The 14,116-nt window shown below is 71.8% G+C and carries 10 protein-coding genes; 5 read left to right on the top strand and 5 right to left on the bottom strand.

From position 1 onward, the window contains the following. Together ACIGYR_RS00740 and ACIGYR_RS00735 are read right to left on the bottom strand one after the other, a co-directional pair. On the bottom strand, positions 1-636 hold the full coding sequence (locus ACIGYR_RS00740) for an AmiS/UreI family transporter (protein WP_399605457.1): 636 nt from the start codon (positions 634-636) through the stop codon (positions 1-3). 88 nt (positions 637-724) lie between these two features. Beyond that, the gene (locus ACIGYR_RS00735; RefSeq protein WP_391841325.1) at positions 725-1,003 is read right to left on the bottom strand and encodes an FmdB family zinc ribbon protein; all 279 of its coding nucleotides are present in this window, start codon (positions 1,001-1,003) and stop codon (positions 725-727) included. A gap of 651 nt (positions 1,004-1,654) precedes the next feature. Here ACIGYR_RS00735 and ACIGYR_RS00730 point away from each other — a divergent pair. Beyond that, positions 1,655-2,077 carry a hypothetical protein gene (locus ACIGYR_RS00730; protein ID WP_391841324.1) on the top strand — a complete coding sequence of 141 codons (423 nt, stop codon included), beginning with the start codon at positions 1,655-1,657 and terminating at the stop codon, positions 2,075-2,077. A gap of 211 nt (positions 2,078-2,288) precedes the next feature. Here the strand turns inward: ACIGYR_RS00730 and ACIGYR_RS00725 are convergent, their stop codons facing one another. The 3 genes from ACIGYR_RS00725 to ACIGYR_RS00715 form a co-directional block, all read right to left on the bottom strand. Next, positions 2,289-3,821: a cellulose binding domain-containing protein gene (locus tag ACIGYR_RS00725; protein WP_399605459.1), complete on the bottom strand. Its 1,533-nt coding sequence runs from the start codon at positions 3,819-3,821 to the stop codon at positions 2,289-2,291. A gap of 234 nt (positions 3,822-4,055) precedes the next feature. Further along, positions 4,056-5,408: a radical SAM protein gene (locus ACIGYR_RS00720; RefSeq protein ID WP_391841320.1), complete on the bottom strand. Its 1,353-nt coding sequence runs from the start codon at positions 5,406-5,408 to the stop codon at positions 4,056-4,058. Positions 5,409-5,650: 242 nt separating this feature from the next. Continuing rightward, the gene (locus ACIGYR_RS00715; protein WP_399605461.1) at positions 5,651-6,658 is read right to left on the bottom strand and encodes a hydroxyacid dehydrogenase; all 1,008 of its coding nucleotides are present in this window, start codon (positions 6,656-6,658) and stop codon (positions 5,651-5,653) included. 108 nt (positions 6,659-6,766) lie between these two features. Here ACIGYR_RS00715 and ACIGYR_RS00710 point away from each other — a divergent pair, with 108 nt between their 5' ends. The 4 genes from ACIGYR_RS00710 to ACIGYR_RS00695 all read left to right on the top strand — a co-directional run bounded on the left by ACIGYR_RS00710 (position 6,767) and on the right by ACIGYR_RS00695 (position 14,050). Next, entirely contained in the window at positions 6,767-8,098 is a 1,332-nt protein-coding gene (locus ACIGYR_RS00710; RefSeq protein WP_399605463.1) for an FAD-binding protein, read from the top strand. 201 nt (positions 8,099-8,299) lie between these two features. Next, positions 8,300-9,544 (top strand): ROK family transcriptional regulator, encoded by a 1,245-nt coding sequence (locus ACIGYR_RS00705; protein WP_399605465.1) that lies wholly within the window; start codon positions 8,300-8,302, stop codon positions 9,542-9,544. Beyond that, complete coding sequence (locus ACIGYR_RS00700; RefSeq protein WP_399605467.1) at positions 9,541-11,091, top strand: glycoside hydrolase; 1,551 nt, start codon at positions 9,541-9,543, stop codon at positions 11,089-11,091. Before ACIGYR_RS00705 ends, ACIGYR_RS00700 begins: the two co-directional genes overlap by 4 nt. 91 nt (positions 11,092-11,182) lie before the next feature. After that, the gene (locus ACIGYR_RS00695; RefSeq protein ID WP_399605468.1) at positions 11,183-14,050 is read left to right on the top strand and encodes a glycoside hydrolase family 2 TIM barrel-domain containing protein; all 2,868 of its coding nucleotides are present in this window, start codon (positions 11,183-11,185) and stop codon (positions 14,048-14,050) included. The last annotated feature ends 66 nt before the right edge of the window (positions 14,051-14,116 follow it).

The following is a 14,116-nucleotide window of genomic DNA, read 5'->3' as shown; positions in this document are numbered from 1 at the left end:
TCAGGACGTTGTGCCCGTGCCTCCGGCCGGTCCGGCCGGGGCCGGTTGCCGCGATCTCCTGGTGAGCGGCCACAGTGCCGCGAACACGACGACACCGAAGGCACCGAGGGCGATGGCGATCTCCGTGGTGTGCTTCCAGTAACCGGAAAGCAGCAGGGCCGCGGGAATGACACCCGTGACCCAGCCCTCGATCGCCGTCACCCAGCCCACATAGTGGGACAACTCCGTCTTCCGGAGACCGAGGACCAGGAAGAACAGGAACCACAGGAAGGACCAGTAGAGCCAGATGACTCCGAACGGGTAGTCCTTGAAGAGGTGGAAGTTGGCGAACGAATACCCTAGGGCCACGATCGCCACGAAAAGGGAGTAGTAACCGACGCCGACCCCGTCTATTTCGGCGAGCAGCACAATTCCCACATACAGGTAGGTGAATCCGAACAGGTAAATTCCGGACGCCGCCAGAATCTTCATGGGATCGTTGCCGGCCGTGAAGATGAGGTAGGTCGGCGTCAGCACCTGCAGTCCACCCACGAAGAGGTTGAACACCGCTGCGGACCTGGCATCGGCCTTCCCCAGCAGCAACAGCCCGTTCATGAAGAGCACCGCACCGACGAAGAGCAGCCCCACGTTTCCCACGGGACGCACCTCCTAAGTCCACGCAGGGAGCGGTATCGCGTCGCACCCGGGCCGCCGACCACGGCTCGACCGGTGTCGACCACCGTCCTCAGGGACGCGGCAACCGCGAGAGCGGAGGGGGCGCCTGCTGTTGTGCTCTCCTGCGCGGCGGCACCTCGGAGACGACTTCCGGGACCTCACGGGACCGGTCCTCCCGAGCATGGAGGGCGGCGACCGCACGCGAGGTCCGCGAGAACCCCGGCGAGGAGTAGACGCGTTTCGCTGCGCCTGCACAGACAGGGCAGCCGAACACCGTGGGCGCTGTTCCGATCGCCAATTTCACATCGAACGACCCGCAGCTGCTGCATAGGTATTCATAGGTCGCCATCAGCAGCCTCCGTATGCCGGTGGACGCTGGCCAACCCGAGTGCGAGCGGTGCGCCCCAAATGGCGCACGCGACACCGCATTTCCTACCTTCAAGGAGACGTCTCGTAGATCCACGTGTCAAGTGGGACGGCCGGCCCTGGGCCTTCTGCGAACCAATCGATGGCGAGCGCCGCCGCTGCTGCCGCAAGATCCACCGTGAGAGACGAAACGGCGTACAGCAGGGCTCTGCCGACCAGCCCCTTCTCACGCGGGTCGAGCACCTCGCGACCGAAGGTGAAGAGCGTCGTCCACGGTCACCTCCGGCGTACGGAACGCCAGCTTCAGGCTCACCACCGGAACAACCCCCTTACGCGTCCGGGTCGCCCCTCTCGGCGCGGACGCGCTTACGCGGCCGGTACGCGGAAGATCCCGTCGTGGCGGCTCGACGGGCATCCCCATCCGCCCGGCGCACCTGATCAACAATTCGACCGGAGATTCACCAGAAGATCCACCACCCCGACTGTGAGCCGATTCACGAACTATTCACTGGACGGGCCCAGGCCAGGGCTTTAGCGTCCATGAACAGATTGCTTTGCATTATGCGGAGATACCGGTGCCGCGTAATCTCTCGTAAGGACACCGGGCGAACTCCGGGAAGGTGGATCAGTGAGCATGGACGCAGTGTGGGTCCGGGGCGTGACCGGCATCCAGATGCACCACGTGACCGACCTTCAGGATGCCGGCAGGTTTTTGGGCAACGCAGCGATGGCACTGCGGGCCGCGCACGTAAGGACCGGCGCCGACCGGTACTCCGGCATCGCCGCCGAGCTCAAGGCTCTGGTGGAGCGAGTGCGTGAGCTGGAGGACGAGGCACGGTCGAGCATGCACGAACTGCACTCCACCGACCCCGAGCGGTTCGCCCGCTGCCGGGAGGGCCACGAGCCGTGGCCCGGCGAGATCCCGGCAGGATTCATCCCGCGCCACACCTGCAAGGACGAGTGCCTCTACCACGACCACGACGTCCTCGACGCCATCATGCAGTGCACCTGCGGACGGCCGCCGTGCCGGGCCTGCGAGATCGGCGGGAAGCTCTGACGAGCCGCGGGCCCTGGGTGGCCGGGCCGGAGCGACGCATCACCTGATCACCGAGGGCCATGGCACCCCGCTTTCGGTGATCCGGGCCGGCTGTCACCACACCGACGCCTGCCGCTGCCCCTACCGCCCCCGCGGGGGGCGTGCGTCACAGCGATTTCCGCGCGCTCCCGCCGGCATGCCGCCCGCCCCTCCGCCCGCCTTTCCCCGGCCTTCAGCCCAGGGTGCAGGGCGCGCCGTTGAGCGTGAAGCCGTACGGCGTGCGGTTCCGGTCCTGCCAGGTGCCGAGGAAGCCGAAGGAGAGGGTGCCGTGCGCGGCGACCACCCTGTTGTAGTCGGCGGCTGTGGCGGTGACGCGGGAGCCGCTCTGCCGGACCGTGGCGTCCCACATCTGACCGGCCCGCTGACCGTCGGGGAAGATCCAGGCCACCTGCCAGCCGGTGAGGGCCTGGTCGGCGGTGACGGTGACGGTGGCCTGGAAGCCGCCGGGCCACTGGTCGGTCAGGTCGTAGTCGACCCGGCAGCCGGCCGGCCGGGTGGTGGCGGGGACGCTGGTGGGCGTGGCGCGGCGGGTGGCGGAGGAGGTGCCCTGGGGTTCGGGGCCGGGCTTCTTCCGGCGGGACGTTGGACGGGGGTGAGGGGTGGCGGGCGGGCCGGAGAGCGAGCCGGCGGCGGTGGGGCGGGCCGTGGGACGGGCCGTGGGACGGTCCGCGGGGCGGGAGAAATCCGGGTCGGCGACCGGCCGCCGGTCGGCCTGGGTGGCGGCGATGTCGTCGTCGGAGCCACCGAAGGGCATCATCGACATGCCGAGTGCCAGCGCCGACAGCAGGACCGCGACGCCGATCAGCCCGCCGCGCAGCGCCCCGCTGCGGCCGGTGCCCTCCTCGGGATCGGCGGTACCGGGATCGGGGCGGCCCGCGCCGAGGCGGACCTCGGTGGCACGACGGCGCCGCTCCAGATAGGCGAGGCCGCCCCAGCCGATGACGCCGCCGGCCAGCGCGGCCGGCAGTCCGCCGCCGTGCAGGCGCAGGCAGGCGGCGGCCTCGGCGCACTGCACACAGGTGGCCAGGTGCCGGGAGAGGTCGGCGGGGGTCTCGGCGGCGGGTGAGCGGGTGACCGCGTCCAGCAGGCGGGCGTAGCTGCGGCACTGCGCGTCCATCGGGGAGTCCAGGTGGGCGCGTTGGCAGCGGTTGCGGAACACGGTGCGGACCTGGTCGAGTTCGTCGGCGGCGGTGGCCGGGTCGAGGCCGAGCCGGCGGGCGACGGCGGGCAGCGGGAGCGCCTCCACCTCGGCCAGCCACAGCAGCGCCGCGTCCCCCTCCCGCATGTCGCGCAGGCCGCGCAGCGCGAGCGGGCGCCGCAGCGGCGGTCCCGAGAACCGGGCGGCGCTGTCGGAGTTGAGCCACAGCCTCAGGTCGGGGTCGAGCCTGTGTCCCTGGCCGCCGGCCTCCCAGCCGGCGGCGGTGGTGCGTACGGCGGTGAGCAGGGCCGGGATCGTGGGCAGCCGTGCGGTGAGCGGGGTCCACCCGTGCGAGCGGAGCCGAGCGTGCGGGAGGCCGGCGCCACGCACATGGGTGCTCGCGGCGGCGCGCAGCTCCCGCATGCCGAGCGTGAACGACTCCGTGGCCAGTTGCTGGGCGGTCAGGGAGCCGGAGGTGCACAGGTCCGCGTAGGAGAGCACCGCGTCCCAGCACTCCGAGAACAGCTCGGCCTCGGTGTCGTCCTGGGGGGTCGGCAGGTCGGGCATGGCACTCCTGCATCCACGAGCGAGGGCAACTCACCAAAGGCGAAGGGGAGTTACGAGGAACCTCGCGGCAGGGCACAGAGCCTTTCACGTCCTTGACACAACTGACAAGCGGCCTGTTCACATCCGGTTACCGACGGTCGTGGCCCGGACGCGCGTCGCCATGGACCCGCGCCCGCGGCCTCTTGTACGGACGCGGACGCGGTTCGGCTCACGGCCCGGCCGGCCTCCGGGAGTTCACACCCGCGCCGACGCCTCCGCCGGACCGTCCGTCTCCCCCGCCGACGCGTCCGCGGGGAGGCTGTCCATGAAGGAGCTGACGGAGAACACCGCGCGGCCGGGTCCGGGCGGCCCGTAGCCGGGCGGGGAGGACAGGCCGAAGTCCTCCATCGTCTGCCGGTACGCCTGGAGCAGCCGGATGTGGTACTCCAGCGGCGCGCCGTGCGGGTTGGCCTTGCCGAGCGGGGTGGTGGGCTCGGGGCACCAGGTGGTGAAGCGGGGAGTGATGCCCTGCGACATGAAGAAGCGCAGGCCCTCGGTGGTGGAGGCGATGGCCTCGTCGACGGTGGTGAAGCCGAACGGCTCGGCCATCTCCACGCCCGCCACGAAGTTCGGGATCACATTGCGTGCGCCGAACACCTCGGCGGAGTCCAGGATCCGCTTGTGCCACTCGTCGCGGCCGACGTACCTCTCCTTGCCGGGGCAGTACAGCTCGAACAGCCGGCGGTCCCACACCTCGAAGTTGGGGTGGTAGATCTGCACGCCGTAGTCCTTGAACCGCTGTACGTCCGGCTTGGGCAGCGCCTGGGCGACGACCTTGCCGATCCAGCGGCCCGGGAAGCGCTCCTCGATGGCCTTGGCGTAGTGCCCGTAGAAGTCGGCCTCGTCCCGCCCCGCCACCGTCTTGGTGATGGCGCCGCCGGTGAGGGTGTAGGCGGTGGACGCCTTCTGGGTGTCGTACCGGTCGATGATCTCCAGCGCCTCCAGGACCTCCTCCACGTCCTTGACGCCGGTGTAGGGCCGGCCGGCCGCCTTGTGCTGGCGCCAGTTGTGGTTGATGTCGCAGTACTGGCACTCCTCCTTGGCGCCGAAGTACTGGCAGACCCGGAAGACGGTCAGGTAGATCAGGTAGCCCCACTGGATGGTCGGCGCGACCTCCATCACGGACTTCCCGTTGGAGAGGGTGTGCCGGTAGTACTCGGGCATCGGGGGCACCCCGACGTCGGCGATGCGCTTGCCGTCGAGGTACAGCCCGAGCAGCCCCTCCTCGTCGGCGGCGACGCGGTAGGGCGAGGCGGGGTTCACCCGTACGGAGACGACCGTACGCCTCAGTCCGTAGGGTCCACCCGTCAGGATGATCTCCTCCGGGGGGCGGCGCAGCGCGGCCTCGCCCAGCTCGGGCAGGGTGCCGTGGTCGAAGGAGAAGATGAAGTACGACTTCGGCTTGACCTCGCCGCTCTCGTTGTCGCTGAGGGCGGAGGGGTCGAAGGCGACGCCGCCGCGAAGGAGGTCCTCTTTGAAGACGGCCTCTCGCGGCACCTGCGGAAACCGCTCCATCAGATCCTCGACCAGCGCGGTACGACTGCCCATCCGTCTGTCTCCTCCCGGCTCAGGCGTACGTCATACACCGTATGCCCCCTTCCCCGGCCGAACCGTGCCGGGTCCCCACACGCCACGCGAGACCCCCGGCACGACAGCGCCGCACCGGGCACGGGCTCCCCCCGTACCGTCCGAAGGGGAGAGGGCGCGGGAGACCTTCGCCGGACTCGTGAACATCCATCGCCGGGAACCGATGCGCCGGCCTGGCGGACGGTGGCCCGCGGGGAGCGCGCTCAGGCCGCCCGCTCCAACGTCTCGTGGTCGACGGCGTGCAGCAGGGCGCCGCCGGACGACAGCCGTTCGGCCTCCTCCACCACCACGCGGCCGAGACGGGCCACCTCGTTGCCCTGTGAGCCGGCCAGATGCGGGGTGACGAAGGCGTTCGGGAGGTCGTACAGCGGGGAGTCGGCGGCCAGCGGCTCGGGATCGGTCACGTCCAGCACGGCGCTCAGGCGCCCGGCGCGCAGTTCCGCGACCAGCGCCTCGTGGTCGACCAGGGCGCCACGTGCGGTGTTGATCAGTACCGATCCCGCGGGCATCAGGGCGAGTTCGCGGGCGCCGATGAGACGGCGGGTCTCGGCCGTCTGCGGGGCGTGCAGGCTGACGATGCCGCAGGTGCGCAGCAGTTCGTCCAGCGGCAGCAGCGGTACGCCGAGCCGGGCGGCCTCCGGCGCGTCCACGTAGGGGTCGGCGAGCGTGACCTCGAGGTCGTGCGGGCGGAGCAGTTCGATCAGCCGGCGGCCGATGCGAGAGGCGCCGACGATGCCGACACGGCGGCCGTAGTTGCCGATACCGGGAAGGATGCCGTCGTAGGGAAAGGCGCGCCGGTCGCGCAGCCGGTCGCGCAGGGCGAAGACGTCCTTCCCGGCGAGCAGGATCATGGCCAGCGTGTACTCGGCGACGGGCAGGGCGTTCGCGGCGGCGGCCGAGGAGACGGCGATGCCCCGGTGCCACACCTCGGGAGTGGTGAACCCCTTGACGGAGCCGGCCGCGTGCAGCACGGCGCGCAGCCTCGGGGCCGCGTCCAGGGCGGCCGGGTCCAGGCGGGGACAGCCCCAGCCGGTGATGAGGATCTCGGTCCGGGCGAGGGCCTCCCGGGCACGGGGCTCGGTGAAGTCGTGCGCCACCACGGTGGAATCGATTTCCACACACGCGCGCAGCCGGGCCAGCAGCTCCGGCGGGAAGACGAGCGGCACGTTCTGCGGTGTCATGGCGAACAACGCCCGGGGACGCTCGGTCAAGGAAGTGACCTTCCGGCTCGGTGACGCGCCTGCAGCAACCGTTCTCTACCGTAGATCGCGCCGAATGAGAGGGTCAACGAACACGCAACTCTCCGGGAGGACGCACCGATGACCGAGGCCGCGGGCGAGGAGTCCAGGGACAGCGCGGGCACGTTCACCCGCGCCGGCACGTTCACCAACTGGGCGCGGACCGTCACGTACGCGGCGCGGGAGTTCCGCCGTCCGCGTACGCCGGAGGAGCTGGCGGCGCTGGTGGCGGCCAACGCGCGGGTGCGGGTGCTGGGCAGCGGGCACTCCTTCAACCGGATCGCCGACCCGGGGCCGGACGGCGTCCTGCTGTCCACCGCCGGTCTGCCGCGGCTGATCGAGGTCGACACGGCGGCGCGCACGGTCCGGGTGGCGGGCGGTGTCCGGTACGCCGAACTGGCCGGCACCGTGCACGCGCACGGCCTCGCCCTGCCCAACCTGGCGTCCCTGCCGCACATCTCGGTGGCCGGTTCGGTGGCGACCGGCACGCACGGCTCGGGGGTCGGCAACGGTCCGCTGGCGTCGGCGGTCCGGGAGGTGGAGCTGATCACCGCGGACGGTACGGCGGTGAGGATCGGCCGGGACGACGCGCGGTTCGCCGGTGCCGTGACCTCGCTCGGCGCGCTGGGTGTCGTCACCGCGCTCACGCTCGACCTGGAGCCGGCGTACGAGGTGGAGCAGCGGGTGTACACCGGGCTGCCGTTGCGCGGGCTGGACTTCGGGGCCGTCGCGGCCGCCGGGTACAGCGTGAGCCTGTTCACGGACTGGCGGGAGCCGGGCTTCGGGCAGGTGTGGGTCAAGCGGCGCACGGACCGGCCGGCGGAGGACTTCCGGTGGGCGGCGCCCGCGGCACGGCCGGTGCACCCGGTACCGGGCATGCCCACGGAGAACTGCACCGAGCAGCTGGGCGTGCCGGGGCCGTGGCACGAGCGGCTGCCGCACTTCCGGGCGCAGTTCACGCCGAGCAGCGGCGAGGAGATCCAGTCGGAGTATCTGCTGCCGCGGGCGGCGGCGGTCGACGCGCTGGCCGCGATCGACGGCGTCCGGGAGGCGGTCGCCGGTGTGCTGCAGATCTGCGAGGTGCGGACGGTCGCCGCCGACGAGCAGTGGCTCAGCCCGGCCCACGGGCGGGATTCGGTCGCACTGCACTTCACGTGGGTGCGGGACGAGGCGGCGGTGCTGCCGGTGGTGCGGCGGCTTGAGGAGGTGCTCACACCGTTCGACCCGCGCCCGCACTGGGGGAAGGTGTACGGCATCCCCTCGGCGGTACTGCGTGGGCGGTATGCGCGGCTCGCCGACTTCCGGGCCCTGGTGCGCTCCCTGGATCCCGGGGGCACGTTCACCAACGCCTTCGTGCGGGACCTCCTCGAGGACGCGGGGGGCCCGGGGGCTCCTGACGGGAGCGGGAGGTGACCGACGGTGAGGGGGCCGCCGAAGCGCTCGTCCGGCCCGACGGCACGACGAACCGGCCGGCGGGTCCGGGTGGCGGACTTTCTACAGCCCCTTTCCTAACCCCTTGTCGAAAGTCCCTCCCAGCCCATAGCCTGACGCCCGCGCCGGTGCCGATGCCGTTCCGGCCCGGTCCGGTCCGCACGGGCGAGGAGGAGCTGCCGCGTGAAACGCACGTCACGTGACATCCGCACCGCGAACCGCTACGAGGTGCTGCGCCAGATCATCGCCGAGTCCCCCACGTCCCGTCAGGATCTGGCGGCGGCCACCGGGCTGAGCCTGGCCACGGTGGCCACCCTCGTCGGCGAGCTGCTGGACCTGGGCCTGATCACCGAGGTCGGGTTCGAGGACTCGGCCGGAGGCCGCCCCCGGGGGCTGGTCGCCGTCGACGCGTCGGGAGGCGCGCTGATCGGCGTGGACGTCGCGGAGACGTACATCCATGTCGAGCTGTTCGACCTGGCGCTGAACGTGCTGGCCCGGGCCGACGAGGACATGCGGCCCGGGGAGAGCCGGCCCGAGCAGGTGGTGGCGCATGTCGCCGCCGGGGTCGGCTCGGTGGTCGCCCGGGCCGGAGTCGAAGCGGCCCGGGTGCTCGGCGTCGGGGTGAGCGTGCCCGGCCAGGTGGACCGCGACACCGGTGTCGCCGAGTACGCGCCCAACTGGGACTGGCGCGACGTACCGCTGCTCGATCTGCTCGCCGGACACATCCCCCATCCCCTGTACTTGGACAACCCGCTGCGCGCCTGCACGGTCGCGGAGCTGTGGTTCGGGGCGGCGCGGGGGCGCGGGGACGCCGTGGTCGTCAACCTCGGCACCGGGGTCGGCGCCGGTCTCGCGCTCGGCGGCGGGCTGCACCGGGGCGTGAGCAACAGCGCCGGTGAGTGGGGGCACACCACGCTCGTGCTGGACGGCCGGCTGTGCCACTGCGGCAACCACGGCTGCGTGGAGACGTACGTCGGGGCACCCGGCATCATGCAGAACCTGCGCGAACTGAGCCCGCGGTCCGCCCTGCTGCACTCCGAGGACCAGACCGCCACCATCGACGCGCTGGCCCGCGCGGTCGCCGAGGACGACCCGGTCGCCCTCAAGGTCGTCCACGAAACGGCCCGTTACCTGGGCGCCGGCATCTCCGACCTGATCAATCTCCTCAACCCCGAAGTGGTCGTCCTCAGCAGCTGGGTGGCCGCACGGCTGGGCGAGCCGTTGCTCGGGGAGGTCCGCCGGGCGGTCGCCGGCCACGCGCTGCGCCGGCCGCTGGCCGCCACCGAGATCGTCCTCTCCCCGGTCCCCGGCGACCCGGTGTCCCTGGGCGCGGCCACGTTCGCGCTGGAAGGGGCGCTGCGGTCCGTCGGGCAGCGGACAGGCAGAGGCGGCACCACCGCAAGGAGTCGTACCGCACCGCCTTCATGACGACGGAAGGGATGCACGTGCCCGGTACCCGCATCAGAAAACCGCTTCTGCTGACCGCCTCGGCCGCACTGGCCGTCACCGGGGCCCTGCTCGGCCCCCCGCCCGCGAGCGCCACCTCCCCGGCCGGCTCTCCGGTCACCGCCGAGGTCTCCCCGCACGCCGCCCAGACCATCGACAACATCGGTGCCTCCGGCGCCTGGTGGGTCAACGACCTCCAGCACTTCGATCCCGGGGTCCGGGCCCGGGTCGCCCGGCTGCTGTTCTCCCGCCAGGGCCTGAACCTCAGCTCGTACCGCTACAACATCGGCGGAGGCGGCACCGGCGTGACGTACGCGCCGCGCGCCCCGGAGGACTTCCTGGATCCGGACGGTGGCTACGACTGGAGCAAGGACAAGGCCGGCCGGTACTACCTCCACGCCGCCGCCGAGTACGGCGTGAAGGACCTGATCGGCTTCGTCAACAGCGCGCCCGCCGGGTGGAAGACGAACGGCAAGAGCTGCGGCGGGCATCTGTTGGCCGAGCACGAAGGGGACTTCGCGAGGTACCTGGCCGATGTCACCGGCCACTTCGCACGGCAGGGCGTGCGGCTGGACTACATCAGCCCGTTCAACGAGCCGACGAACAGCTTCGACTCGTGCGGTCAGGAGGGCATGCTCGTCGACGTCTCCCAGCGCGACGACATCGTGCGCGCGCTCGGCGCCGAGCAGCGGGCCCGGCACCAGCGGACGACGATCATCGCCGACGAGTCGACCAGCACGGCGAAGTTCAACTCCGAGGTCCCGCAGTGGATCTCCCAGCCCGGCACGGCCCGGTACGTCGCCAAGCTGGCCCATCACACCTACGACAACCCGAGCGACGCGGACCGGGCGCAGGTGTACGCGACCTCCCGGGCGGCCGGCAAGCACTCCTGGTCGACGGAGATCTGCTGCTTCGGCAAGGGCGGCACCGGCTGGGCGCAGGAGTACGACCCGACGATCGACGGCGGGCTGAACCTGTCCCGGATCATCTACAAGGACTTCGCGACCGCCCACGACTCCGCGTTCCAGTGGTGGGTGGCGCTGTCGGAGATGTTCGGCAGCGACCCCGAGGCCCGCAACGACGACGGCTGGAACGACGGTCTGATCTACTACGACCCCGACTACGCGGCCACCGGCAACCAGACCCTGTACTTCACCAAGCGCTACTACGCGCTCGGCCAGTACAGCAAGTTCGTGCGTCCGGGCGCGGTCCTCCACGACGTGACCGGCGTCCCGGACGGCGTGGAGGTCTCCGCGTACGACCGCGGCGGCGAGTGGGTCGTCGTGGTGAACAACCACCACACGACCGACACCGCGCTCAAGCTGCGCTTCGGCGGCGGCACGCCGGTGCGGGCCACGCAGGCGGTGCGGACGTCCGCCGACGAGAACTGGGCGAGGGCCGCCAAGCCGTCCGTCTCCGGCGGCACGATGTCCGCGACGCTCGCCGCCCGCTCGATCACGACGTACGTCCTCGCCCGGACGGGCCATGGCGGCACCGGCGGCGCCGACGAGTCCTGGACCGGGCGGTAGACCGACCCCTCTCCCTTCGTGTTCCCCGTCGCCGGCGCGGCCGGTGCCGGGGAGCACGCAGACCGGTACCGAAGGCCGAGCTAGGAGACCCATGTCGTTGCACACAACCACCGAGTACGTCGAGGACGTCTCCCCGGGCTCCGGGGCGCTGCCACCCCGCGCCTGGTACCCGTCCTCCGACGCCAAGTCCCTCTGCCTCAACGGCAACTGGCGCTTCCGGCTGTCCGACACGGCCGACGCCGAGGACGACTCCTTCGCGGCGCCGGGGTACGACGCCGGCGATTGGGCGGAGGTGTCGGTCCCCGGCCACTGGGTGCTCCAGGGCCATGGCTCCCCCATCTACACCAACCACCTCTATCCGTTCCCGGTGGACCCGCCCCGGGTGCCGACCGAGAACCCGACCGGCGACCATCTGCGCGTCTTCGACCTGCCCGGGGACTGGCCCGCGGACGGTGACGCGGTGCTCCGTTTCGACGGTGTGGAGTCCTGCGCCCGGGTCTGGCTGAACGGCACCGACCTCGGCGATTTCAAGGGGTCCCGGCTGCCGCACGAGTTCGCGGTCGGACAGCTGCTGAGGCCGGCCGACAACGTCCTGGCCGTCCGGGTCCACCAGTGGTCGGCGGGCTCGTACCTGGAGGACCAGGACCAGTGGTGGCTGCCCGGCGTCTTCCGGGACGTCACCCTGCTGCACCGGCCGGCGGGCAGTGTCCTGGACTTCTTCGTGCACGCCTCGTACGACCACACCACCGGGGAGGGCACGCTGTGTGTCGACTCCGACGTGGACGGCCGGGTGAGCGTCCCGGCCCTCGGCATCGACATCGCGACGGGCGAGCCGGTGACGGTGCCGGCCGAGCCGTGGTCGGCGGAGACGCCGAGGCTGTACGACGGCGTGCTGGCCACCGAGGGCGAACGGGTGCCGCTGCGCATCGGCTTCCGCACGGTGGCCCTGTCGGACGGCCTGATCAAGGTGAACGGCCGTCCGGTGCTCTTCAAGGGCGTCAACAGGCATGAGTGGCATCCCGAGCGGGGAAGGGCGCTGGACCTCACGACCATGCGCGAGGACGTGCTGCTGATGAAGCGGCACAACGTCAACGCCGTCCGCACCTCCCACTATCCGCCGCACCCGGCCTTCCTCGGTCTGTGCGACGAGCTGGGCCTGTGGGTGATCGACGAGTGTGACCTGGAGACGCACGGCTTCACCGAGCAGGGCTGGCGGGACAACCCCGTGGACGACGACCGCTGGACCCCGGCCCTGCTCGACCGCGCGGCCCGCATGGTCGAACGGGACAAGAACCACCCGTCGGTCGTGATCTGGTCCCTCGGCAACGAGGCCGGCACCGGCCGGGGCCTGACCGCGATGGCCGAGTGGATCCACGGCCGGGACCCCTCGCGGCTGGTGCACTACGAAGGTGACCCGAACTGCCGTGACACGGACATGTACTCGCGCATGTACGCAGGCCACGCCGAGGTCGAGCGGATCGGCCGCGGTCTGGACGGCGGACCCCGCGGGCGTCGCGGACTCCCGCTCGTCCTCTGCGAGTACGGGCACGCCATGGGCAACGGTCCCGGAGGACTCGCCGACTACCAAAGGCTCTTCGACGCCCACGACCGGCTCCAGGGCGGCTTCGTCTGGGAGTGGATCGACCACGGCATCGCCCATCCCCGGCTGGGCTACGCCTACGGCGGCGACTTCGGCGAGGAGTTGCACGACGGCAACTTCGTCTGCGACGGCCTGCTCTTCCCGGACCGCCGGCCCTCCCCCGGCCTGACCGAGTACAAGAAGGTGATCGAACCGGTCGGCATCACGGGCGGCCCTACGGCCGGCACGGTCCGCGTCACCAACAAGCACGACTTCGCCGACCTGTCGGCACTGGTCTTCTCCTGGTCCTACGAGGTCGAGGGCGAAGCGGTGGGCCGCGGCACGCTGCCGGTGCCCGCGCTGGCACCCGGCGCGTCCGCCGACGTCGAACTGCCCGAGCCGCCGGCCGGAGCGCCGGCGGGCGAGGCCCACTGGACGATCCGCGCGGTGCTCGCGGCCGACACCCCGTGGGCGGCGAAGGAGCACGTGGTCGCCTGGGGCCAGCTCCCGGCGGCGGAGCGTCGGGCGCCGTCCGTCGCGGCGACCGCCCGGCCGGTGCCGGGCGACGGGCTGATCACGCTCGGCCCCGGCGTCTTCGACGCCCGCACCGGTGCCCTGCGGGCCATCGGGGACGTCACCGTCCGCGGTCTGCGTCTGGACGTGTGGCGGGCCACCACCGACAACGACGACGGCGCCGCCTGGCAGAGCGACCTCCGCTACGGCCCGCTCTGGCGCAAGCTGGGGCTGCACCGGATGCGGCACCGGCTGGACGCGGTGGAGACGGCCGGTGACGCGCTGACGGTCCGCACGAGGGTGGCGCCGGCCGCCCGGGCCCTGGGGCTGTCGGTGGTGTACCGCTGGACGTCGGACGGTGACCGGCTGCGGTTGACCGTCGGTACCGTCCCGGAGGGCGACTGGACGCTGCCCCTCCCCCGGCTCGGCATCCGCTTCGGGCTGTCGGCGGCCGACCGTGTGGAGTGGTACGGCGGTGGTCCGGGCGAGGCGTATCCGGACACCAAAACGGCGTCCGCGATCGGCCGTTGGCGGTCGACCGTGGACGACATGCAGACGCCGTACGTTCGTCCCCAGGAGAACGGCGCCCGTATCGACGTCCGCTGGGCGGAGCTGGGCGGCCTGCGCGTCGAGGGCGACCCCGCGTTCCACCTCACCGCTCGCCGCTGGACCACCGAGCAGCTGGACGCGGCGGCCCATCGCAGCGACCTCGTGCCCGGCGAGACGGTCTGGGTGAACCTCGACCACGGCCAGCACGGCATCGGCTCCCAGTCCTGCGGCCCGGGCCCGCTGCCCCAGTACCACCTGCCGGCCGAGCCGGCCACGTTCTCGTTCGTCTTCGCCGTGCCCGCCGCCGAGGCCGGCTGAACCGCACGGATCCCGGCGTACGCGCGGCCGGCTCTCCCGGGGCCGGCCGCGCGGCGAGGCGCCCGG

It is taken from the genome of Streptomyces sp. NPDC053076 (assembly GCF_044546845.1).
GTDB lineage: Bacteria > Actinomycetota > Actinomycetes > Streptomycetales > Streptomycetaceae > Streptomyces.
This window is presented reverse-complemented; position numbering and strand designations above follow the sequence as displayed.